The organism is Streptomyces sp. T39 (assembly GCF_008042045.1).
In the GTDB taxonomy this organism is placed as follows: domain Bacteria; phylum Actinomycetota; class Actinomycetes; order Streptomycetales; family Streptomycetaceae; genus Streptomyces.
The window spans coordinates 1-21,025 of the sequence record NZ_RDBP01000053.1; the positions used below are offsets into that span (position 1 = coordinate 1).

The 21,025-nt window shown below is 72.5% G+C and carries 18 protein-coding genes and 2 pseudogenes; 10 read left to right on the forward strand and 10 right to left on the reverse strand.

Annotated elements, in window-relative coordinates:
- Window positions 1-526, reverse strand: a 526-nt coding sequence (locus EAO77_RS31880; protein ID WP_147991813.1) for a helix-turn-helix domain-containing protein, incomplete at its 3' end; no start/stop codon positions are given.
- A 177-nt stretch (window positions 527-703) separates the two neighbouring features.
- Between EAO77_RS31880 and EAO77_RS31885 the strand changes: the two genes are divergently transcribed.
- The 3 genes from EAO77_RS31885 to EAO77_RS31895 all read left to right on the forward strand — a co-directional run bounded on the left by EAO77_RS31885 (window position 704) and on the right by EAO77_RS31895 (window position 4,650).
- Window positions 704-1,087 carry a hypothetical protein gene (locus EAO77_RS31885; protein WP_147991814.1) on the forward strand — a complete coding sequence of 128 codons (384 nt, stop codon included), beginning with the start codon at window positions 704-706 and terminating at the stop codon, window positions 1,085-1,087.
- A 239-nt stretch (window positions 1,088-1,326) separates the two neighbouring features.
- Window positions 1,327-3,333, forward strand: coding sequence for an elongation factor G (locus tag EAO77_RS31890; protein WP_147991815.1), 2,007 nt, complete (start codon window positions 1,327-1,329; stop codon window positions 3,331-3,333).
- A gap of 204 nt (window positions 3,334-3,537) precedes the next feature.
- Complete coding sequence (locus EAO77_RS31895) at window positions 3,538-4,650, forward strand: ABC transporter substrate-binding protein (protein WP_147991816.1); 1,113 nt, start codon at window positions 3,538-3,540, stop codon at window positions 4,648-4,650.
- Between the two features lie 11 nt (window positions 4,651-4,661).
- Here the strand turns inward: EAO77_RS31895 and EAO77_RS40615 are convergent.
- The 3 genes and pseudogenes from EAO77_RS40615 to EAO77_RS31910 form a co-directional block, all read right to left on the reverse strand.
- A pseudogene (locus EAO77_RS40615) lies at window positions 4,662-4,856 on the reverse strand (amino acid ABC transporter substrate-binding protein); the annotation flags it as partial.
- A 165-nt stretch (window positions 4,857-5,021) separates the two neighbouring features.
- Entirely contained in the window at window positions 5,022-5,540 is a 519-nt protein-coding gene (locus tag EAO77_RS31905; protein WP_147991817.1) for a pyridoxamine 5'-phosphate oxidase family protein, read from the reverse strand.
- Between the two features lie 329 nt (window positions 5,541-5,869).
- Window positions 5,870-6,526, reverse strand: coding sequence for an SDR family NAD(P)-dependent oxidoreductase (locus EAO77_RS31910; RefSeq protein WP_187283506.1), 657 nt, complete (start codon window positions 6,524-6,526; stop codon window positions 5,870-5,872).
- Between the two features lie 80 nt (window positions 6,527-6,606).
- Between EAO77_RS31910 and EAO77_RS31915 the strand changes: the two genes are divergently transcribed.
- The gene (locus EAO77_RS31915; protein ID WP_147991873.1) at window positions 6,607-6,996 is read left to right on the forward strand and encodes a MerR family transcriptional regulator; all 390 of its coding nucleotides are present in this window, start codon (window positions 6,607-6,609) and stop codon (window positions 6,994-6,996) included.
- Window positions 6,997-7,172: 176 nt separating this feature from the next.
- On the opposite strand, the gene EAO77_RS31920 is transcribed toward EAO77_RS31915, so the two are convergent.
- A complete protein-coding gene (locus tag EAO77_RS31920) occupies window positions 7,173-9,755 on the reverse strand; it encodes a glycoside hydrolase family 9 protein (RefSeq protein ID WP_147991874.1) in 2,583 nt (860 codons plus the stop codon).
- A 550-nt stretch (window positions 9,756-10,305) separates the two neighbouring features.
- On the opposite strand from EAO77_RS31920, the gene EAO77_RS39010 reads away from it, so the two are divergent.
- Window positions 10,306-10,731: a DUF3592 domain-containing protein gene (locus EAO77_RS39010; protein WP_187283507.1), complete on the forward strand. Its 426-nt coding sequence runs from the start codon at window positions 10,306-10,308 to the stop codon at window positions 10,729-10,731.
- A 238-nt stretch (window positions 10,732-10,969) separates the two neighbouring features.
- Here the strand turns inward: EAO77_RS39010 and EAO77_RS31930 are convergent, their stop codons facing one another.
- Complete coding sequence (locus EAO77_RS31930) at window positions 10,970-11,356, reverse strand: ArsR/SmtB family transcription factor (RefSeq protein WP_147991819.1); 387 nt, start codon at window positions 11,354-11,356, stop codon at window positions 10,970-10,972.
- A 94-nt stretch (window positions 11,357-11,450) separates the two neighbouring features.
- On the opposite strand from EAO77_RS31930, the gene EAO77_RS31935 reads away from it, so the two are divergent.
- Window positions 11,451-13,529, forward strand: a complete 2,079-nt coding sequence (locus EAO77_RS31935; RefSeq protein ID WP_147991820.1) for a heavy metal translocating P-type ATPase — start codon at window positions 11,451-11,453, stop codon at window positions 13,527-13,529.
- Window positions 13,530-13,728: 199 nt separating this feature from the next.
- Here the strand turns inward: EAO77_RS31935 and EAO77_RS31940 are convergent, their stop codons facing one another.
- Both EAO77_RS31940 and EAO77_RS31945 read right to left on the reverse strand, forming a co-directional pair.
- The gene (locus EAO77_RS31940) at window positions 13,729-14,574 is read right to left on the reverse strand and encodes an MBL fold metallo-hydrolase (RefSeq protein WP_147991821.1); all 846 of its coding nucleotides are present in this window, start codon (window positions 14,572-14,574) and stop codon (window positions 13,729-13,731) included.
- A gap of 226 nt (window positions 14,575-14,800) precedes the next feature.
- A complete protein-coding gene (locus tag EAO77_RS31945; protein ID WP_147991822.1) occupies window positions 14,801-15,553 on the reverse strand; it encodes a hypothetical protein in 753 nt (250 codons plus the stop codon).
- Window positions 15,554-15,896: 343 nt separating this feature from the next.
- On the opposite strand from EAO77_RS31945, the gene EAO77_RS31950 reads away from it, so the two are divergent.
- Window positions 15,897-16,787 (forward strand): alpha/beta fold hydrolase, encoded by an 891-nt coding sequence (locus EAO77_RS31950; RefSeq protein ID WP_222723722.1) that lies wholly within the window; start codon window positions 15,897-15,899, stop codon window positions 16,785-16,787.
- A gap of 317 nt (window positions 16,788-17,104) precedes the next feature.
- Here the strand turns inward: EAO77_RS31950 and EAO77_RS31955 are convergent, their stop codons facing one another.
- Window positions 17,105-18,043 (reverse strand): MerR family transcriptional regulator, encoded by a 939-nt coding sequence (locus EAO77_RS31955; protein WP_147991824.1) that lies wholly within the window; start codon window positions 18,041-18,043, stop codon window positions 17,105-17,107.
- A 47-nt stretch (window positions 18,044-18,090) separates the two neighbouring features.
- On the opposite strand from EAO77_RS31955, the pseudogene EAO77_RS31960 reads away from it, so the two are divergent.
- Window positions 18,091-18,499, forward strand: a pseudogene (locus EAO77_RS31960) (IS5/IS1182 family transposase); the annotation flags it as partial.
- Here the strand turns inward: EAO77_RS31960 and EAO77_RS31965 are convergent.
- Complete coding sequence (locus EAO77_RS31965) at window positions 18,469-19,044, reverse strand: helix-turn-helix domain-containing protein (RefSeq protein ID WP_147991825.1); 576 nt, start codon at window positions 19,042-19,044, stop codon at window positions 18,469-18,471. The pseudogene EAO77_RS31960 and the gene EAO77_RS31965 overlap by 31 nt on opposite strands.
- A 120-nt stretch (window positions 19,045-19,164) precedes the next feature.
- On the opposite strand from EAO77_RS31965, the gene EAO77_RS31970 reads away from it, so the two are divergent.
- Window positions 19,165-20,001: an EamA family transporter gene (locus EAO77_RS31970; protein ID WP_147991826.1), complete on the forward strand. Its 837-nt coding sequence runs from the start codon at window positions 19,165-19,167 to the stop codon at window positions 19,999-20,001.
- Window positions 20,002-20,167: 166 nt separating this feature from the next.
- On the forward strand, window positions 20,168-20,914 hold the full coding sequence (locus tag EAO77_RS31975; protein ID WP_147991827.1) for a B3/4 domain-containing protein: 747 nt from the start codon (window positions 20,168-20,170) through the stop codon (window positions 20,912-20,914).
- Window positions 20,915-21,025: the final 111 nt, after the last annotated feature.

Here is a 21,025-nt window from a genome sequence, read left to right on the forward strand (position 1 = left end):
GGCCGGCGAGCTGGGGGCCGGCGAGCTGGGCGGCCTCGGCCGGGGTGGCGGCGACGGTGGTCGTCTGGCGGGCACCGGTGTCCAGTTCGGTCCTGAAGTCCCGGTACCTCGTGCCGGACGCGGGCGTCGTACCCGCCGTGCAGAACGACTCGTCGGCCGGAAGCCCCTTGCGCACCGGGTCCGCCGTCCAGGGCGTGCTCGCCGCGGGCAGGTCGCCGGGGGCGAGGAAGCGCGGCACGGCGGCGGAGTACGCCGTGGGAAGGGCGACGGCGGGCGCGGCGGCCGCTGCGGTCAGTGCGGCGCTCAGGGCGAGGTCCGCGGCGGAGCAGCCCCACACCCGTGCCAGGCGTTCCACGGGGGCGAACTCCATCGGAACGGTCCGGCCCGAGCAGTACCGGTGCAGGGTCGCCGCGCCGACCCCCGCGCGGCGTGCGAGGGACTCGTAGCTCCGGCCGGAAGCGCTGCGCAGGGCGTGCAGGCGGGCCGCGAAGGCCTCGGCGTCCGTACGGCGCGGGGTGTCCGCCATGCCGCTCCCTTCCCGCGCACGTCCCGGGGCGCGTTTCACCCCTCTGTGAAACCCCCACGTCATCGGGGGTGAAACGGTTCCACCGTTCCTGATGCCCCGTCGGACATTGCCCGCCGGGCCGGGCCGCGCGGACGCTGGTGCCTCTCGACCGGCAACGACATACGGGGAACACCAGCCATGAACCACACCCGCATCCGCACCGCCGCGGCCCTCGCCCTGAGCGCCGCACTGACCGCAGCGGCCGCCGCGCCCGCCGTCGCCCTTCCCACGGCGTACTCCGCCGCCGTGCCGCGCTTCCTCGCCCCCGGCGACCTGCCCGCGGCGAGCACGCCCTGGACGGCGGACCCGGTGCGCAAGGGGCTTCCGGCCGACGAGTCGTTCTGCACGGCGGGTACGACGCCCGCGTCCGGCACGAGGTACCGGGACTTCAGGACCGAACTGGACACCGGTGCCCGCCAGACGACCACCGTCGCCGCCACCCCGGCCGAGGCCGCCCAGCTCGCCGGCCCGCTCGCCGCGTTCACCCGCACCACGGCGACCGCGGTGGCCCGGCTCCACTGATCCCGCCGGGCCGTTCCGGCGTGCACGGGGATGCCGGAACGGCCCGGCGCCACGACCCGGCGCCCCGGCGCCGAGCCGTGGCGTGCCGCGAAATCCGGTTGTCCGCGAGGCGGCCCGTCTGCTGCACTCGCGGTGCACCGGCGAACGACGCCGGACCGATCCAGGAGGCCAGATCATGCGCGGAACTCTCATGTCCACCCAGGAAGGAAACGCCCCCCATCTCGAGGACATGACACTTCGTGCACACGCTGAACCTGGGAATCCTGGCGCATGTTGACGCCGGCAAGACGAGCCTGACCGAGCGGCTCCTGCACCGCACGCACGCCATCGACACACTCGGCAGCGTCGACGCCGGCAGCACCCGGACCGACACCCTCGCGCTGGAACGCCGGCGCGGCATCACCATCAAGGCGGCCGTCGCCTCCTTCGACGCGGGCGACACCACCGTCAACCTGATCGACACCCCCGGCCACCCGGACTTCGTCGCGGAGGTGGAACGCGCGCTCGGCGTCCTCGACGGCGCGGTGCTCGTGGTCTCCGCGGTCGAGGGCGTCCAGGCGCAGACCCGGGTGCTGATGCGCGTCCTGCGGCGGCTGCGGCTGCCCGCACTGATCTTCGTCAACAAGATCGACCGCGGCGGAGCCCGCCGGGAGGAGCTGCTGCGGTCCATCGGCGAGAAACTGACGCCCGCGCACATCGCCATGAGCCGCACCGCGGCCCTCGGTACCCCCGCGGCGTCCAGCGCTCCCCGCGCCGGGCGGTCCTTCCGCGCCGAACTGACCACGCTCCTGGCCGACTCCGACGACGAGCTGCTCGCCGCCTACGTCGACGGGGAGCTGCCGTCGGACGAGCGGCTCGGCCGCGCGCTCGCGGCGGCGACCCGTCAGGGCCGGGTGCATCCGGTGTACTTCGGATCCGCGATCACCGGCGCCGGTGTCGACGGTCTGATCGAAGGCATCACTGCGCTGCTGCCGCCGGCCGGCGGCGACCCCGGCGGCCCCCTCTCGGGCACCGTGTTCGCCGTCGAACGGGGTCCGGACGGCGAGAAGTCGGCGTGGGTGCGCCTGTTCTCGGGCACCGCGCGTCTGCGCGACCGGGTTCCGGTCGGCGGCGACGGCCACCCTGCCAGGGTCACCGGCATCCGCGTCGTCGGACACGGTGCGACCGTGGACCGGGACGCCGTGTCGGCGGGGCAGATCGCCGTGGTCCGCGGCCTCGCCCGGGCGCGCGTCGGCGACGGGGTCGGCGCCCCGGGGCCGGACGCCGCCCGCGGCGGCCACTTCGCCCCGCCGAGCCTGGAGACGGTGGTCGAACCGGTGCGCCCCGAGGAGCGCGGCGCCCTCCACCAGGCCCTCGCCCACCTCGCCGAGCAGGACCCGCTGATCGGCCTGCGGCAGGACGACGTGCGGCACGAGACCTCGCTCTCCCTCTACGGGGAGGTGCAGAAGGAGGTCGTCGAGGCCACGCTCGCGGAGGAGTACGGGATCGGCGTGACGTTCCGCGCGACGACGACCGTCCACACCGAGCGGCTCACCGGATCGGGCTCGGCGGCCGAGTTCCTCCGCACCGACCCCAATCCGTACCTCGCCACCGTCGGCCTGCGGGTCGATCCGGCGGAGGCCGGCTCGGGGTCCGCGTTCCGGCTGGAGGTCGAACCGGGTTCGCTTCCCGCCGCGTTCGTCACGGCGATCGAGGAGACGGTGGCCCGCACGCTCGAACAGGGTCTGTACGGCTGGCAGGTGGACGACTGCACGGTCACGCTGACCCACTCGGGGTACGCGGCCCGGCAGAGCCATGCGCACGCCGTCTTCGACAAGAGCATGTCGAGCACCGCCGGCGATTTCCGCAACCTCACCCCACTGGTGCTGATGAGCGCCCTGCGCCGGGCCGGCACACGCGTCCACGAACCCGTGCACCGCTTCCGGCTGGAGGTGCCCGCCGTTCAGTACGGACCGGTGCTCGCCGCGCTCACCCGCCACGGCGCGGTACCGCGCACCACGCTCCCGCAGGCGCGCTCGTACGTGATCGAGGGCGACCTGCCGGCCGCCGCCGTGCACGCCCTGGAACGCCGCGTCCCGTCCCTCACCAGCGGGGAGGGCGTGCTGGAGACCGCCTTCGACCACTACCGGCCGGTCACCGGGGCTCCGCCGGTCCGGCCGCGTACGGACGCCGATCCGCTGGACCGCGACGGATACCTGAAGCGGGTCGCCCGCAGGGCGGGCGGCGGGCCGGTGGGCGGGAGGTAGACGCCTGGGGGGCCGACCCGCCCCCGCCGCCGGGCAGTTGCGTCCGGCGGCCGGAAATCCGGTTGCCGTGCGGCGGGGGCGGTGGATCAATGTCCGGCATGGTCACCGGGGCGCGTCCGGCGCGGCGCGCGGGGCGGACGTCCCGGAACCTGCCGCCGTGCGCCGTGCACGGCGCACACATCCGGCAAGGGAGGGCGCCCGCTCATGAACACGCCGTCGTCACCGTCCGCGGCGGAGCCGGAGGGCCGGCCGCCCGTGCGGATCGGTGCTCTGGCACCGCTGACCCCGCCCGGCTGGGCCGAGGCGGGCCGGCAGCTGCTCGCCGGACTCGAACTGGCCGTGCGTGACGTCAACGACTCCGGCGGGATCGGCGGGGCACCCCTCTCCCTGGTGGTCAGGGACACCGCCGCGGATCCGCGGCGGGCCGAGGCGGCCGTGGACGAACTGGCGGACCTGGGCGTGGCCGCGCTGGCGGGGGAGTACCACAGCGTCGTCGCCCGCGCCGCCGCCGCCCGGGCGGACGCCCTCGGCCTGCCGTTCCTCTGCTCGTCGGCGGTCCTCGACGCGCTCACCGACCGGCTGGCGGAAGGGGTCGCGCGCCTCGCCCCCGCGCAGTCCCACGGCTGGCGGGTCTACGCCGACTTCCTCCTCGGCGCGGGCCACCGCCGCATCGCCGTGGCGGCCGACCCGAGCGTCTACTGGGCGTCCGGGACCCGCATCCTGCGCGACCGCCTCGCGCCGCTCGGCGGCACCGTCGTCGAACTCGACGCGAGCGCACTCGCCCCGGCGGCCGTGTGCGACGCCCTCGCCGGTCATCGCGTCACCGCTCTCCTGCTGCTGACCGGGTACCCGGATCCGGCGGTGCCCGTCGTCGCGGCCGTCCGCCGCGACCCGCGCCTCGCCGGCCTGATGATCGGCGCCCCGGCCGGACAGCCGGAGTTCGCCGGCTGGGCGACGTCGCTGGGCGCCGACGGCGCGGCCGTCCCGTTCCTGCGCTATCTGCCCGAGCCCCCCGGACCGCTCGGCGCCCGTGTCGGGGCGGCCCTGGGCGAGCGGTTGGGCGAACCGCCCTCGTTCGTCGCCTTCGAGGGCTACGACACGATCGTTGTCCTCGCCGAGGTGCTGCGTGCGCACGGCACGGACCGGGCGGCCGTCGCCGCGTCCTGGGGGCGCGTCGCGGTCGAGGGGACCAGGGGGCCGGTCCGTTTCTCCCGCACGCCGGGCACGGGTGTGTGGCAGTGGGCCTGGGCGCCGGTCCAGGTCGCCGACCGGGATCCGGCGGACCCGAGCAGCTTCCGGATCCTGCACACCGGCTGACCACCGGGCCCTCCGCGGGCACCCGACCCCCCTGCCCCCGGCCCCGCGCGGTCCGTGCCCGCCCGGTCCGTGCCGTGCGCACGCAGCACCTCGGCGAGGACAACGATCGTGTCGTAGCCCTCGAAGGCGACGAACGAGGGCGGTTCGCCCAACCGCTCGCCCAGGGCCGCCCCGACACGGGCGCCGAGCGGTCCGGGTGGGCGGGGAGCCCTCGCGCCCCTCCCGTCACACTCGTGGGAACTGGCGCTCAACGGGGGCCCTGTGACCGAGTGGGACCTCGGAGATGCGGGTGGAGCAGCTCACCAGGGATGGACCGGTTGGCATTCCGCGGCCACCTGCAGAGCACTCGTCACTCGTCGACGGGCCCGGCGTCACGTGCTGGTGAGCTTGTCGAGGTCGGGGGCGTAGACGGTCATCCAGTGCGGGTTCAGCCGGTAGTAGACGACCTCGCGGTTCCAGTCGAAGGCGTCGTCGTCGTAGAAGTCCGCCAAGTAGGCGAGGAGTTCCTGCCAGTCGGCCGTGGTCTCGGCGTCCTCGGGGTTGAGCTCCTCCACCGTGCCGTGGGTGAACACGCCGAGGTCCTCGCCGCGCATGTGCGCGACGCTGGCGGCCGGGCGGGCCGCGAGATGACGGGCCTTGGCGGCGTTGCGGGCCGTGCCGAAGTGCCACCGGCCGTGCAGGAAGTGCCCGTCGGCGCCGCTGATCCGCGGTTCGCCCTTCGCGGTCACCGTGGAGAGGGCGAGCGTGCACATGCCGGTGAGGACCCCGGTGAGCTGCGCCGCCGTGATGGTGCGGCCCTCGACGATCGAGCGAAGGTGTGCGGTCGAGCCGGCGAGGGAGGAGTCGAGGAGGGACTGGAGCTTGTCGAGTTCTTCTGGGGTTTCGCGCATGCGTCCATCGTCGGCCGTAAACCCGACACCTTCTGTCATGATTGATGCAGCAGCGGTGAGGTTGCTCCGCGCGGGTGGCGCTCGGTGCGGCGTGGATGGCGACAGGCGGGGGACGAACGCCGGGACCTGTTCACGAGGGGTCCGTGGGCAACCCGCGCGGCCGTCCCGTAGGACCGGGACGGCTCGGCACGACTGCCCGTCTCAGGCTGCGGGCGGCGGAGGTGTCGGGAACGACTGCGGGTGACCACCGTCGGGCGAGGTGTCGCGTACGGCACCTGAGGCCGGGCCGGACCCCGGCCCGGCGAGCCGGGCAACGAAGCCGTCGACTCTCAAGAGCGGCCCATGTGCAGCGCCTCGCGGTCCCACAGGTGGCGTGGCTGCGTGTGCAGGCGCCAGTAGTGCTCGGCGATGACGTCGGGGTCGAAGTCGGTGCCAGGGGCGACCGGGCCGTCCACGGTGACGCTCGCCGCGTGGACTCCGAAGGAGCCGTACTGCTGATCGAGCAGCGCGATCAGCGTCCGGACGCCCGCTTTGCCCAGGGAAAGGCTCACATACTCCAGCTTGGGTTCGGGCATGCCGCCGGTGACAAGGAACGTTCCGCTCCCCCGAGCTGCCATCGCCGGGGCGAGGCGCGCTGCGGCATTCAGCGCGCCGACCACGTTGACCGCCCATGCTTCCATATGCTCGCGCACCGACAACTCGCCCAGTTCGTCCGCGCGGACGAGCGCGGCGTTGTACACGGCGACCTCCGGTACGCCGTGCTCGCCGACGGCCTGGTCCAGGGCCGCGTCCAACTCGGCCCGGTCGGTGCTGTCGGCCTGCAGCGCAATGATCGGGACGCCATAGGGAGCGAGCCCGTCCGCAACGACACGCAGCGCCTGCTCCCTCCTGGCGATCAGTGTGATCGGCATCCCCTCCCTGGCGAACCGACGGGCGACTGCCTGCCCGATCCCCGGTCCCGCACCAATGATCACTGCACCAGGCATGATCCGACCCCTCCATTGTGTGATCAGCGATACTGGGGACGGTAAGGCATCACATCACTGTGAAGGTCAAGGAGAAGGCCTTGCGAATTGGCGATCTCGCCCGCGAAACCGGGGTGAGCAGGCGGCTGTTGCGCTACTACGAGGAACAGGGTCTGCTCCGGCCGGCACGGCTGGGCAACGGCTACCGCGAGTACGCGCAGGCAGATGTCGCCATGGTGCGCCACATTCGATCCATGCTCGCCGCAGGGCTCTCCACCGCGGTGATCGGCAAGGTCGTGCATTGTGTGCGCGACACGGATGAACTGAGGGTGCCGTCCGGCTGCCCGACCTTCATCGGGGAGTTGCGGCGCGAACGCGCCCGCATCACCGAGACGATCAGCCAACTCGAGAGTTCCCGGCGCATATTGGACGCCGTTCTCGACACGGCGCCTCGGCAGGGTGAAGACGCCTCGCGCGAGGCCGCTCTCTGAGCCAGGTCGGTTGCGTGCAGCACCGGGGCGCGTCCGGGCTCACACGGTGTCCGCCGGGCGGCAGGGTTCGTGGCGGGTGGGGAGGGGCGCGGGCCGGGCCAGGAGGCCGTCGCGGGCGGCGCGGCGGCCTCCGGCCGGGACCCGCCCCGCACCACGGGGTGCGGGGCGGCGCGCAGTCAGCCGGTGGTGCAGGGTTCGCCGTTGAGCGCGAAGGCGGTGGGGTCGACCGCCCCGCCGCCGGAGGTGCCGTTGAAGCCGAAGTCCACCGAACCGCCGGGCGCGATGGTGCCGTTCCACGAGGCGGGGTGCGCGGCGACCTCTCGCCCGGTCTGGACGATCCGGCTGCTCCAGTGGTGGGTGACCCGCTGGTCGTCGGCGAACGACCAGGTCAGCGTCCACGGACTGATCGCCTCGGTGCCGGTGTTGGTGACCGTCACACGGCTGGTGAAGCCCCCGTTCCAGCGGTCCGACACGTAGCCGACCTCGCACGCGGCCGGGTCGGGATCCGTGGCGCCGGAGCCGCCGAGATCGTCCGCGAAGGAGGCGACCCAGGCGAGCGGGGCGTTCCAGTTGATGGTCACCTCGTTGGTGGCCCAGGAGCCGATGTCGTCGATGTAGCACATGGCCGGAGCGCAGCCCTTGAGCTTGTCCTGGGCGATCGGGTCCTGGATGTCGACGTTGGGGCCGCCCGCGACCGAGCCGGGTGCCGGGTTGGGCAGGCTCGGGTCGAGCTGGTGGGCCCAGTGCCGGTGATGCTGGTTGTGCGAGTCACGCTCGCCGTGCCCGGTGACGTAGGACTGGTTGAGCGGGTTGCGGCCCAGCAGGTAGTCCAGGCCGCCCAGCAGTGCGTCCCGGTACTTCGTGTCACCGGTCAGGTCGTGGGCGACCCCGAGCACCACCATGTTGTTGAGCACTCCGCTGTTGGACCCCCACACATAGCGGCTGTCCTCCGGGGCGTAGGGCACGCCGTAGGCGGCGGCCCGCGCGTCCGCGGCGTAGCGGTCGGCGCCCGTGGTCACCAGGGAGCGCACCCCGGCCAGCTCGGCGGCCGTCAGGCCGTTGTCCACCGTGGCCAGGGACAGCGCGCCCAGACCCGCGGTGCCGCCCCACCACATGCCGCCGCGCGGGAAGACCTTGTCCGCGTCCCCGTGCAGCGGGGAGTCCAGCAGGTGCCTGCGGTAGCCGTCCTGGCCGGTGGTGACGAAGAGCTCCGCCGCGGCCCAGTAGAACTCGTCGCTCACGTCTGCGTCCTCGTAGGCGCCGCCGCCGACGTTGTCGCCGGCTCCGGCGTAGACCTCCGGGTGGGCCAGAGCGGCCTGCCAGGCCCGGGTGGCCGAGGTCAGGCAACGGTCGGCGAAGGCCGCGTCGTACGGCCGGAACAGGCGGGCGCACTGGGCACCGGCCGCTGCCAGGTTGAGGGTGGCCGCGGTGGACGGCGGGTGGAGCTCCCGCTTCTCCGGGTCCTGGTGCGGCAGCAGCGGCAGCCCTGTCCACTTCTCGTCGTGGACCTTGTGGTGCGCCATGCCCGCCAGTTCCTCACCGGCGGGGACCTGCATCTTCATCAGGAAGTCGAGCTGCCAGGCGGCCTCGTCCAGGATGTCCGGGGTGCCGTTGCCCCGCTCGGGCACCCGCAGCCGGCCGTCGCCCAGGGGTTCGCCGTCGGCGTTCCGGGCGGTCAGGGTGCGTTCGTAGGTGGCCATCACCTGGGCGACCGAGATGCCTCCGTTGACGACGTACTTGCCGTGGTCCCCGGCGTCGTACCAGCCGCCGCGCACGTCCAGCCGGTAGTCGCAGACACCGGGCTGGCACGGCACGTCACCGTCGCCCTGGTTGGGTGCCGCGTCCAGGTGTCCGGCGGGCCGGGCGTACTCCTCGCCGACCAGGCCGGCGTCGATCCCGATGCCGCTGCGGTTGTGGTAGAAGTACGCGAGCGCGTCCGTGCGCAGCTGTGCGTACAGGTCGTCACCGATGGCGAACGGCTCGCTCGTCTCGCCGGCGACGGTGACGGTGTAGTCCTGGCCGGCCCTGGTGAACTCGCCGAAGTCGAAGGTGTGCACATGCTGGCGCGAGGTCGGGTCCTGGCCGAACACCCTGGTGGTGCCGGTGGCCGCCGCGCTGCCGTCGGGCGCGTTCAGGGTCCAGGTCACGGGCTCGGCCGCCTCGGTGACGAACGTACCGATCTTGGGTCCTTCGGTCAGGTAGCCCACCTGGTTGACCCGGACCGGTGAGCCGGTGTCCGGCTGGTAGGGCGGGGGCGCGGTTCCGCCCGTGAGTGAGACGTCGTCCAGGCAGAGGGTGAACGCTTGCTCGTGGCCGCCCACCTGGAAGCCGAGCTGGGCGGCGTCGTTGTCGGCCTTCGCGGTGAAGGTGTGGGTGAAGGTCTGCGGCTCGGTGGTGATCCGGTCGGTCGAGAGGTGCTCAGCCGTGTAGGGCTCCACGGCCATCTGCAGGGCGGTGCGCATCGCGACGGGGACGGTGGCGTGCGCGGTGAAGCTCAGCACGTAGCCCTCGCCGGCCAGCAGGTCGACACCGTCCTGCCCGATGATGGCGTCCCAGGGGTTGGCGGTGCCTGCGGCGATGTCAGCGCACAGTTCGCCGCCGGTGACCGCGGCCGGGCTGTTCGGCGTCCACCACCAGGGGGCGGTGCCGGCGGAGAAGTCGCCGTTGACGATCTGCTCGGCGCCCTCGGCGGCGCGGGTGTCCGGGATCTCGGCGGATCCGGCCGGGGCCGCGACGAGGCCGGCGATCAGGACGCCCATGACCGCGGTGCCCACGAGGCGGCTTCCGCGGCGGTACCCGCGACGGCGGGCGGGCTGGGGTAAGCGCAGGAGATGTCTCACGCCTGGGTCCTTACTCGGTTACGGACAGGCACGGGAGCGCTCCCACGCCTGCGGGGACTTTGGAACTGTGGGCGCCTGGAGGGGGCATGTCAACCCCTCGCGCCACGTCCGGCGCACCCGCCCCGGACATGGGAGCGGGTTCGGCCACCCATCGGGCGCCCACCCCGCGAGCCAACGGCGCCGGTGGGGGCGCCCGGCCGCGGCACCATCCCGGTACAGCCAACTGGGAGCGCTCCCAGTCCGCCACACACTGAGGACGAGATCTCGGACAGCTCCTGCGCTCCCGAGTCACGATCGCGGCCGACGGGAAGACACCCGCCGCCGTCGACCAGTCGGGCGGACTCATCCCCACCGTGCCGGCCATGACGCCGCACCGACCTGCGGCAACCCCGGCTTGCCCTCCGGCACGGCACCACAGGGTCATGTCCGCCCCGGCAACCAATGCCCTCACCTGCGCGTCGGACACCACATGAAACGTGAATGGCTCTTCTCGCTCATACCGCTGCTGATCGGCGTGAGCTTCCTCTGCATCGGCGTGTACGGGCTCCGCCGCGCCAGCGAGCTCCGACACACCGGAGTCACGGCGGTAGGCCGAGTCGTGCGTCACGACACCCGGCGAGGCGACGAGGGAGCCACCTACCACCACCCCGTGGTGGCCTGGACGACTCGGGACGGCCGCGACTGCACATACCCCTCCGGCTTCGGCCGGGGCACCGTTCTCCACGGCTACGCCATCGGCAGCTCTGTCACGGTCCTCTACGACGAGAAGAACCCCAGCCGCTTCGAGATCCGAGGGTGGGACAGCTCGTCGATCCACCTGGTGTTCACCGTCGTGGGAGCGGCGCTCACAGCCGGCACCCTGTCGGTTCTCCTCACCCTGCTGATCACTGCCTGATCAGCACGGGCGCCCACCAGGAGCCTGGCCCGCGCTCTGTCACATCCTCGACGAGTGAAGCGCACGCTGCCCCGGGCAGCGGTCCACGACCGGGCCGGCGTGCCCGTGTGCCGTCGTCGTCGTCATCCCTCGACCGGGGTGACGTCCTCGCCCCCTGCCCAGGCTCCGGTCGCGAACCAGGCGCGAGTCGCGCAGCCGTGGACGACGCGCCCGGACACCCCCTCGGCCGCCCTCGGGGTCACTCGGCGGCGGCCGGCGTGGCGAGTCCGGCGGGCAGGTCACGGAGGCCCAGGCGCAGGTGCTCGACGTGGTGGAGCGCCTGGTCGAGGAGTTCGGCGACGTGGTCGTCGTACAGCGCGTAGACGATCGAGCGTCCGCGCCGCTCCCCCGTCACCAGGCCGAGGTTGCGCAACAGGCGGAGCTGGTGGGAGCAGGCCGAGGGTTCCATCCCCACGGCGGCCGCCAGCTCGCCGACCGAGGTCGGCCCCTCGCGCAGGCGCGCGAGGATGTACAACCGCGAGGGCGTGGCGAGGGCCTGAAAGGTGGCGGCGACATCGCCGGCGCCCACCGCGTCGAGGCGCTCGCGGGTGCCTGCGCTGGTGGTGGCGTTCGATCCGTGGCCCATGCGACCATGATACGAAAGACATCTGAAGACCTGTTCATGCATTCCTGTATGGTGAGCGTGTCGCCACTGTTCGCCCGTGAAGGGGTGCTTTGTCATGTCTTCTGTCCTGGAGAGGCCCTCGAAGGCCGCCACCGGTGCGGACCAGGCGCCGCCCCGGCGGCGCACCAGGATCCTGGAGCTGCCCGAAGCCCGGTGGGCCCTGATGGCACTCGTGCTGTTCCTGGCCGCCCTTCCGCTGTATCTGCTGGACGCACCGGCGTGGCTGTGGGGACCGCTGTTCGCGGCCACCTATGTCACCGGCGGATGGGAGCCGGGCTGGGAGGGGCTGAAGGCCCTCAAGGGCAAGACCCTGGACGTGGACCTCCTGATGGTGGTCGCGGCCCTCGGCGCCGCCGCGATCGGCCAGGTCCTGGACGGTGCGCTGCTGATCGTCATCTTCGCCACCTCCGGCGCTCTGGAAGCGATCGCCACCGCCCGCACCGCGGACTCCGTACGCGGTCTGCTCGACCTCGCCCCGGAGACAGCGACCCGGATCGCGGACGACGGCACCGAGGAGACCGTCCCGGCCGACTCGCTCGCCGTGGGCGACGTCCTGCTCGTACGGCCGGGGGAACGCATCGGCGCCGACGGCCGCGTGCTCGGCGGCGCGAGCGATGTCGACCAGGCCACCATCACCGGAGAGCCGCTGCCCGCCGCCAAGCAACGCGGCGACGAGGTGTTCGCCGGCACACTGAACGGCTCCGGAGCCCTGCGGGTGAAGGTCGAGCGCGATCCGTCGGAATCGGTGATCGCCCGGATCGTCGCGATGGTCGAGGAGGCCGCCGGGACGAAGGCGCCCACCCAGCTGTTCATCGAGAAGGTCGAGCAGCGCTACAGCCTCGGCATGGTGGCCGCCACCCTGCTGATCTTCGCGGTCCCCCTGCTGATGGGATCGGATCTCCAGGCCACGCTGCTGCGGGCGATGACCTTCATGATCGTCGCCTCGCCGTGCGCCGTCGTCCTGGCCACGATGCCGCCGCTGCTGTCCGCGATGGCCAACGCCGGCCGCCACGGCGTGCTGGTGAAGTCCGCCGTCGTCATGGAACGCCTCGGACAGGTCGACGCAGTCGCGCTCGACAAGACCGGCACCCTCACCGAGGGCACCCCGCGCCTGACGGATCTGCGCCCGCTCGACGGCTCCGGCCTCGACGAGGGCGCACTCCTGCGCCTCGCCGCGGCGGCCGAGCACCCCAGCGAACACCCCCTCGCGCGCGCGGTGGTGGACGCGGCCGGCGCCCGCGGCCTGGACCTGCCGTCGGCCGAGGACTTCTCCTCCACGCCCGGCACCGGGGTCACGGCCACCATCGACGGCCGCGCCGTCGCGGTCGGCAGCCCCGCCCGCCTCCTCCACGGCACCGACCACCCGGTCGCCGCCCTGGCCGCCGCGCTGGAGGAGCGGGGCCACACCGCCGTCGTGGTCACCCTCGACGGCCGCCCGGTCGGCGTCCTCGGGATCGCCGACCGGCTGCGCCCCGAGGCCGCCGCCGCCACCCGCGCGCTGGCCGAACTGACCGGCCGCGTCCCGGTCCTGGTCACCGGCGACAATCCGCGCGCAGCCGCCCGCCTCGCCGCCGAGGTCGGCATCACCGACGTACGGGCCGGCCTGCTGCCCCAGGACAAGGTCGCCGCCGTCCACGAACTCCGGAACGACGGCGCCAGGGTCCTCGTCGTCGGCGACGGCGTCAACGACGCCCCCGCCCTCGCCGCCGCCCACACCGGCATCGCCATGGGACGGGCCGGATCCGACCTCGCCCTGGAGACCGCCGACGCCGTCGTCGTCCGCGACGAACTCGCCACCATCCCCACCGTGGTGAACCTCTCCCGCCGCGCCCGCACCCTCGTGATCCAGAACCTCGTCATCGCGGGCACCTTCATCGCCGTCCTGGCCGTCTGGGACCTCGTCGGCACGCTGCCCCTGCCCCTCGGTGTCGCCGGACACGAGGGCTCCACCGTCCTGGTCGGCCTCAACGGCCTGCGGCTGCTCGCCGACGGCGCCTGGCGCCGCGCCCGGCCGGACATGCGAGGAGTCGCCCGGAGGAACACGCGCACGAAAGACGCCCCCACACGGGCGGGGGCCTCCTCCCCGGGGCCTGTCGGTCGGGCGGTTCGGCGTGGACGCGGCGGGAGGGGCTGAAGACGTAGAGGTCGAGGACACCGGGCCGGTTTCGGCTTCGACGCCGCCCGGATCAGCTGCAGATGCGCGATCTCGGCGCTGTCGTTCAGCAGCTCGCGTGGTCGACGGCAGTGTTCCACCAGCCGCCGGCGGTAACGCGGCACACGGCCGGCGGCCCGAGCGGCACGACCCGCCCCGGTCCCGGCGAGCGCCGGGGCGGTCAGTTCGGGTAGACCACGACGAAGTCCCCGGCGGCCTCCTCCCGACGGTCCAGAGCCCGCCGGAGCCGCCGCAGGTGCCCAGGGGTGAGCTGCAGCGGCGGCTCGTCGGGCTGGTACACGGTGCCGCGCGGGTAGTCGACTCCCGGCGTGCGCGTCATCTCGATGTGACAGCCGAGGACATGAGTGATCCGGGCCGTCGAGCAGAACGCGAGAAGCCGGTCCACGGTCGCGGAAAAGGCCTCGGTGTCACGGACGTAGAGCCGCCCCGGGTAGAGCGAGTCGCCGGTCAGCAGCAGACCCGTGTGACGGTCGTGGAACACGACGGCGGCGTCCTGGTGGCCCGGCCCGGGCAGGGCGTCGACCACCCGTCCGCCGAGGTCCAGCTCGGCGGGGCGCAGCGGCCAGTCACGGAAGCCGAACCACTCCGTGACCTCCGGGAGCGAGGGACCGACGACTTCGGTGTGCGGGCGGTCGGCGAACTGCGCGTCGCCGGCGATGTGGTCGCCGTGCCCGTGCGTGTGTGCGACGACCAGGCCGTACCGGGGGCGCGGGTGCCGCGTGAGCCAGTCGTCGATCAAGGCGTCGACGGTGGCCCGCAGCGGCATCCGGTCCGGGTCCTCGGTCGCACCGGTGTCCAGCAGCAGCGCCCGTTCCTCGCCGAACAGCAGGAACAGGAAGGGCGCCTCGAAGTGGACGGACTTGTTCTGCCTCAGGATCAGGGTGTGCTCGGTGTACGCATGCACCTGCACGGCACCGGCGGGGTCGTGTTCGCCGGCCGGACGGCCCGCGTGCCAGGTCACGTCCAGACTGCCGGGGACCGGAGCACCGGTGACGAAGTCGATCATCCGACAACCCTACTCGGGCCTGGCAGCAGGGCGCCGGAGTACGGGCAAGCTCCCCGGCCGGCATGTGCGTCGAGGGCGTGCGGCGCGCAGCGTGGCCTTACCGGGGCAGGCGCTACGACAAGCAGCGCTGGGCAATCCTCGCTCCCGATGGGCGGGGCATGGGGCGGTGAGCGGTCGCGTCCGGCGGCCGCGCCCGCCTCGGTCGGCCTGCGCTCCAGCCCCCGTTTCACGCGCAGGAGCGCACCGCATGCTCCCAGGCGCCGGCGCTCCGGTAACGGTTCCTGTGCCCGGCGGTGAGCACGTGGTGCAGTTCCGCACGGTGCCGCGTGTTCGTCGGCAGGTCCAACTGGTCGAGAAGAGCCAGCGCGGCAGCCGGCTCCAGGTCGCCGTAGAGGTCGTGGAAGCTCGCCAGGATGCCTCTGAAGACGGCACAGTGCAGGGCAGGGACCCGCGTGGCGGTTCGGTACGCCGGCTCCTTCACCGCCCAGCGCACCGGCCCCGAGCACTCCAGGACGCGGCGGGCCCGGCGGATCAGGGGTTCCGACCGGTCGGCCACCACGCGGTCGATGTCGCTGCCGAGCACTTCGGCGAAGGCGGTGTCGGAAGTGGTGTGATCCTCGAACCAGTCCACCCACAGCGAGTAGGTGACGGCCTCGACGTCCCGCTCCGCCTCCAACCGCCGGCGGTAGCCGCCCCACAGCACATCGGCCGGCAGGGGGCCTTCCGCGCTGTCGTCCGCGATCCGGATCTCGTACGTGACCCAGTATTCCTCGAGGAGGTCCAGCAGCCCGAAGGCCAGGCGTAGTTGCTCGGCAGGCTCCACGTCCTCGGCGAACACGTCTGCGGCCCAAGAATGCGCCACCTCGTTGGCCGTGAGCACCACGTCCGGCTTCTCGTCGCTCACCCACCCGTCGCGCCCCTGGTTGACACCCTGATCGGACAGCCAGCGCCTCGCCGCCTCCGCGTCCTGCTTCTCCATTCGGGAAGTATGACAAGTCTCGGATGACCCCGCTGCCCCGTTGCCGTGGGCGGCGTCCGCCGTACGGTCGAAATCCCGCCTGCCTCAAGGAGGTGCCGGCATGGTGGAGCCGAACGCCGGGAACCCGTACGGTCACATTGCTGACTGAGCGTAAAGAGGTGCTGGCATGACGGACTCGACGGCGGGGAACCACAGGGCAGGCCTGAGCGGCGAACCGGATGCCCGACTGGCTTCGTCCTTTCACCCGGACGACACCCTGCGAAGGGCGACGAAGCCTGGGCGAAGTCGTCGACGGAGGCGTGTCACGGAAGCTGTCACCCGCGTCTTACGCTCCTCCTCCCCGGTGGGTCACTGGGACAGCGCCGAGGGTCAGGACAGGTTCCGCTCCACCTACAGGGCTGCTCTGCGTGATCTCCCGAAGCCTGCGGCGACGCTCGACGTCCGGACCGACTACGGCCTGGTTCGCATGTACCGGTTCGCCGGGAGGACAGACACCCGTGTTCCCTTGGTACTGCTCCCCGGACGGGCCTCCGCATCACCGGTCTGGGCGGACAATCTGCCGAGCCTCCTTGCGATCGGAGACGTCTACACCGTCGACCTGCTCGGCGAACCGGGCATGAGCATCCAGGACCGGCCCATCACTGGCGACGACGACCAAGCAGCCTGGCTGCACCAAGTCCTCGACGCACTGCCGGAAGAATCCTTCCACCTCGTCGGGCTCTCGATCGGCGGCTGGACCGCCGCCAACCTCGCCCTGCGCGAGCCGACCCACGTCGAGACTCTGACTTTGATCGACCCCGTGTACGTCCTCGACGACATGCCCTGGGAAACCATCGCCCGGTCCCTGCCGGCCTCACTGCCCTGGCCGCCGAAATCCTGGCGCGACAGCTTCAACTCCTACACCGCGGGCGGAGCGCCCGTCGAAGACGTCCCGGTGGCCCAGATGATCGAAGCAGGCATGAAGCACTACGCGCTGAAGCTGCCCCAACCTGAGCGCATCAGCGAAGACCGCCTCGCCACGCTGGACATGCCGGTGCTGATCATCATCGCCGGCCAGTCCGTGATGCACGATCCGCAGACCGCCGCCAGGACAGCCGAACGCGCGCTTCCAGACGCCACCGTCCACACCTACGAGGACGCATCCCACGCGATCAACGGCGAGTACCCGGAGCGAATCGCCGAGGACCTCGCCGCCTTCCTCACAGCACACCAGGCAACGATCCCCGCAAACTGACGCCCCTTCACTCCGGCCGTCCAGGCAGGTACGGGCCGCGGGCTTCCGACCTCGAGGGACGGGGCAGCCACCGCGAGGGACTGCCCGGCAGCTCGTCAGTCCCGAGCGGGGTGCAGTTGCACCTGCCGCAGCGGCATGCGGTGTCGTCGAGGCCCCTCAGCACGAAAGGCCCTTCAGCACGGGAGGCCCCCGCCTGCGATGTACCCCCTCCGGCGACGGGGCCGCCTGGAGTACGACCGGGGCAGTCGTCAACGGCTCGTATGTGCCGCCGTTCTCACCCGACGCCGTCCGACCCATGCCGCCGTGCGACCGCCCCGTCATTGCTGAGTCCGGACGTGCAGAGCCCGGACGGACCAGTCGAGCACTGGAGCCAGACTCTCCGGGGCCGGCCAGCCGTTGACCACTGCGAGCAGCTGGAGGTACCGCTCCCTGCGGGGGTCGTTCACGCTCTCCAGTCGAGTCGCCAGCCGGCGGCGAAGCTCGACGCCGTCGGGGCGGCCGAGGAGGTGCGCGTAGTGCGCCGTGAACGCTGCGACGATCGGATCGGCCCGGGGCGAGGCAGGGTCGATGCCGGCGGTCAGGGCCGGGCCGGCCTGGTCACGGACGACCGCGGCGATGTCGCGGCGCGGGCCCGTCGTGCCGGTTCGGGTCTGCTCGGCTGCCTGGTCCTCGACCATCCGCCGCACCATGGTGCGGAAATCCGGGTCCAGCGACATGTCGGCCAGCTCCACCCATGCCTGGACCTGCTCCGCCTCCGGGTCGTCGGGCAGCTCAGGGGTCATCGAGCGCATGACTCCCGCGAATGCGGGGGCGGCGTCGAGACCGCCGAAGACGGCGTCGAGGAAATCGCCGATCAGACGTCGGCGTTCGTCCCCGGAGAGCTGGGCCAGTCGGTGCATGAGTTCTGTCTCCTCAGGTGTGGACCCGCGCTCGGCCACCGCCGTCAGCACCGCGCGCCGCAGGCGCAGGACGCCGATCTGCACTGCCAGTGCTTCGGCATGCGCCGCGGCGACCTCGGGAAGCGAGAGCTCGCGGTCCACGACCTTGCGGATCGTGGCGAGGTCCAGTCCCAGCTCGCGCAGGGTCCGCACGAGGTCCAGGCGTGCGACGGCGTCGATGTCGTAGAGGCGGTAGCCGGCCGGGCTGCGGTCCGTCGGCGCCACGATTCCGCGATCGGAGTAGAACCGAATGGTCTTGACCGTGAGACCGGTCCGTCGCGCGAGTTCGCCGATCGGGTAGAGCGTGTCGCCGTCCATGCCCCCACCTTCGCGTCTCCCCCTGCGGGAGACTCAAGTCCGTTCGCCGGCCGTGGAGTCTTTCACCGGAGGACCATCGTGTTCCGCTGGTCGCGGCGCACTGGCCCACGAACCTGACCATGTGCCGGCTCGCCCCGTTGTCCGGGGTTTCCAAGTCGGCGGCGGACCGGTCATCGACCAGGTCGGGCGAATGGTCGCCTTGCAGCCCCGCAAGCGGTTCGCCGAGGTCACCGTGCTGGTCATGGACGGCACCTGGGTCCCCACGCGGGCCCAGGCCATCGCCGAGCCGTCGAAGAACTGCCGGCACTCCACCGACCACCGGGTCGTCAGTGCGCCGGCGGACGCCTGCTCGTCGTGGTCGGTCGGCCGCTCGCCGGGAACCGCGACGACTGCGGAGCCCGGATCGCATGGGAGCCGTTGAAGGGCTACGCGGGGCCTGGGGGCAGGTGGACGGTCATGATCAGGTGGCACGTCTCGGTGCCTGAGCCGCGGTAGGTGTGCGCGTGGGCGGCGTCGAAGGCGGCGGTCTGTCCGGCGGCGACGGGATGCTCGGTGCCGTCCACGACGAGCACCATCTCGCCCGTGGTGACGCTGACGGTCTCGGTCACGCCGGCCTGGTGGGGGTGGCTGGGGTACTCCTCGCCGGGTTGCAGCGTCCATCGCCAGACCTCGGTGGGCGCGGGGCCGCTGGTGGTCAGCATCAGCCGGGCCTCGCTGCCCCGCTCCCCCTTCCACAGGGGCGTGACGGCATCGGCGCCCACCACCCGGACGCGTTGTTCGGGGGTCCCCTCCATCAGCGCGGAGACAGAGATGCCGAGGGTGTCGGCGAGGCGGACCAGGGTGGCGAAGTTCGGGTTGCCCTGCGCCTTCTCCAGGGCCACCAGGGCACCTTTGCTGACCTTCGCGCGTCGGCCGAGTTCGTCCAGGGACAGTCCGGCGCGGGTACGGGCCGCGCGAACGTTGTGCGCGAGCGTCCGCAGCGCCGCCTCGGTCTCGGCCATCGCTGCCACCCTTCCGCTCAGGGGTCGGTGCACTGCACCGCTCGGTCGTTCGGTTGACGACTGTCGGTCGGTGCGTTGTACGGTGCAGTCGTTCCATTGATAGTAAGGGATGTCCCACCTGTGATCGCTCTGCTGCTGGCCCTGGGCAGTTCCCTGGCCTACGGATGTGCCGACTTCCTCGGCGGTCTCGGCGCCCGCAAGGCCCACGTGCTGCGCACCGTGATGATCGCCGCACCGGCCTCGCTCACCGTCGAACTGCTGCTGTGGCCCTTCCTCGGCGCCTCCTTCGCCCCCGCCACCCTCGCCTGGGGCGCGGCCTCCGGTGTCGCGTCGGCCGCCGCGTTCGCGCTGCTCTACCGCACACTGGCGATCGGCCCGATGAACGTGCTGTCACCGGTGACCGCGCTGGTCTCGGCGATGCTGCCGGTCGGCGTGGGGCTGGCGCAGGGCGAGCGCCTGGGCCCGGCCGGGCTGATCGGCCTGCCGCTGGCGCTGGCGGCGGTGGTGCTGGTCAGCGCCGGGCACGGCGCCGGCGGTGCGCGTCCCTCGCGTACCGCGCTGCTGATGGCCCTCGGCGCCGGGGCCGCCATTGCCCTGCAGCTGGTCTTCCTGCACCAGGCGCCCGCCGACAGCGGCGTGGGTCCGCTGGTTGTCGGCCGCGCCGTGTCCTCGGCCGTCACGCTGGCCGCCGCCGGTGTGATGTTCCGGCGGCTGGGCCCGGAGAGGCCCGCGTATGCGATCTCGGCGACGGCCGGTGTCCTGGACTCGGCGGCCAACCTGCTGTTCCTGCTGGCCGCCCGCAGCGGCGACCTGGCCGTCGTCGCCGTGATCACCGCCCTGTATCCGGCCGGCACCGTGCTGCTCGCCCGCGGCGTCCTGGCCGAGCGCATCCACCCCGGCCAGCTGATCGGCCTGGGCACCGCCGCCGTCGCCGTCAGCCTCCTCGCCCTCACCTGAACCGCACCCCGTACGGAGGACTTCGCCATGGTCATACAGCCCTGGGCTGCCGACACGCCCGCCGCCGCCCAGCAGACACGCCGCCTGGACCGCATCGGCACCTGGAAGCCGTGACCCTGCCGCCCTGCCACCCAGCACTCTTCTCCCGGAACGGATTCTCTTCCCGATGACCACCTTCCGCCTCAGCCCCGCCGTCGCCGACGCCTTCCCCGACACGCTCGTCGCCGTCGTCATCACCACCGGCCTGCGCGGCCGCGAAGCCTGGCCCGCTACCACCGCGGCCCTCCAGGACCTGGAGCAGCAGGTCGCCGCCGGCACCTGGGCCCCCGCCGACGAGAGCGACCCGCGTATCGAGGCCTGGCACACCGCCTACCGCTCCTTCGGCACCAACCCCCGCCGCATCCGCCCGAGCGTCGATGCTCTCGGACGCCGTCTGGCGAAGAAGGGGTCGCTGCCCCGGATCAACCCGGCCGTCGACTCCTACAACGCCGTCTCCGTCCGCCACGGACTGCCGGCCGGCGCCTTCGACCTCGACCGCGTCACCGGTGATGTCGAGATCCGCTACGCGGACAGCAGCGAAACCTTCACGCCACTCGGCGAACCCGGCACGACCGAGAACCCCAGGGCGGGGGAGATCATCTACGCCGACACCACGGACGTCCTCACCCGCCACTGGAACCACCGCGACGCCCACCGCACCCGGGTCACCGAGGACTCCACCCACGTCGCCTTCGTCCTCGAGACCCTGCACGCCACTCGCGACGGCCACCTCCTGAGGACCGCCGCCGGCGAACTGCAGGACCTGCTCACCGGGCATTCCACCCGGAGCACCGTCCACTACCTCGGCCCCGCCCACCCGCGGGTCACCACCCAAGGGTCCGCGCCCGGGTCGCACGTGCCCTCGCCCGGATGAAGTCCTGGAATGCGGTGCCCGTGCCACCGTTCGATCCAGCCGACGTGCGTGGGTGAGGCGCACCTGATGTGGTGAAAGTGCCGGCAGTCGGGTACCCACCCGGGTATCCAA

Excerpts from the sequence above, each read along its gene's own strand:
- EAO77_RS31885 (WP_147991814.1), top strand. The coding sequence starts at position 704 with ATGAACCACACCCGCATCCGCACCGCCGCGGCCCTCGCCCTGAGCGCC.
- EAO77_RS31895 (WP_147991816.1), top strand. The coding sequence starts at position 3,538 with ATGAACACGCCGTCGTCACCGTCCGCGGCGGAGCCGGAGGGCCGGCCG.
- EAO77_RS31905 (WP_147991817.1), bottom strand. The coding sequence starts at position 5,540 with ATGCGCGAAACCCCAGAAGAACTCGACAAGCTCCAGTCCCTCCTCGAC.
- EAO77_RS31910 (WP_187283506.1), bottom strand. The coding sequence starts at position 6,526 with ATGCCTGGTGCAGTGATCATTGGTGCGGGACCGGGGATCGGGCAGGCA.
- EAO77_RS31920 (WP_147991874.1), bottom strand. The coding sequence starts at position 9,755 with ATGGGCGTCCTGATCGCCGGCCTCGTCGCGGCCCCGGCCGGATCCGCC.
- EAO77_RS39010 (WP_187283507.1), top strand. The coding sequence starts at position 10,306 with ATGAAACGTGAATGGCTCTTCTCGCTCATACCGCTGCTGATCGGCGTG.
- EAO77_RS31930 (WP_147991819.1), bottom strand. The coding sequence starts at position 11,356 with ATGGGCCACGGATCGAACGCCACCACCAGCGCAGGCACCCGCGAGCGC.
- EAO77_RS31935 (WP_147991820.1), top strand. The coding sequence starts at position 11,451 with ATGTCTTCTGTCCTGGAGAGGCCCTCGAAGGCCGCCACCGGTGCGGAC.
- EAO77_RS31940 (WP_147991821.1), bottom strand. The coding sequence starts at position 14,574 with ATGATCGACTTCGTCACCGGTGCTCCGGTCCCCGGCAGTCTGGACGTG.
- EAO77_RS31945 (WP_147991822.1), bottom strand. The coding sequence starts at position 15,553 with ATGGAGAAGCAGGACGCGGAGGCGGCGAGGCGCTGGCTGTCCGATCAG.
- EAO77_RS31955 (WP_147991824.1), bottom strand. The coding sequence starts at position 18,043 with ATGGACGGCGACACGCTCTACCCGATCGGCGAACTCGCGCGACGGACC.
- EAO77_RS31965 (WP_147991825.1), bottom strand. The coding sequence starts at position 19,044 with ATGGCCGAGACCGAGGCGGCGCTGCGGACGCTCGCGCACAACGTTCGC.
- EAO77_RS31975 (WP_147991827.1), top strand. The coding sequence starts at position 20,168 with ATGACCACCTTCCGCCTCAGCCCCGCCGTCGCCGACGCCTTCCCCGAC.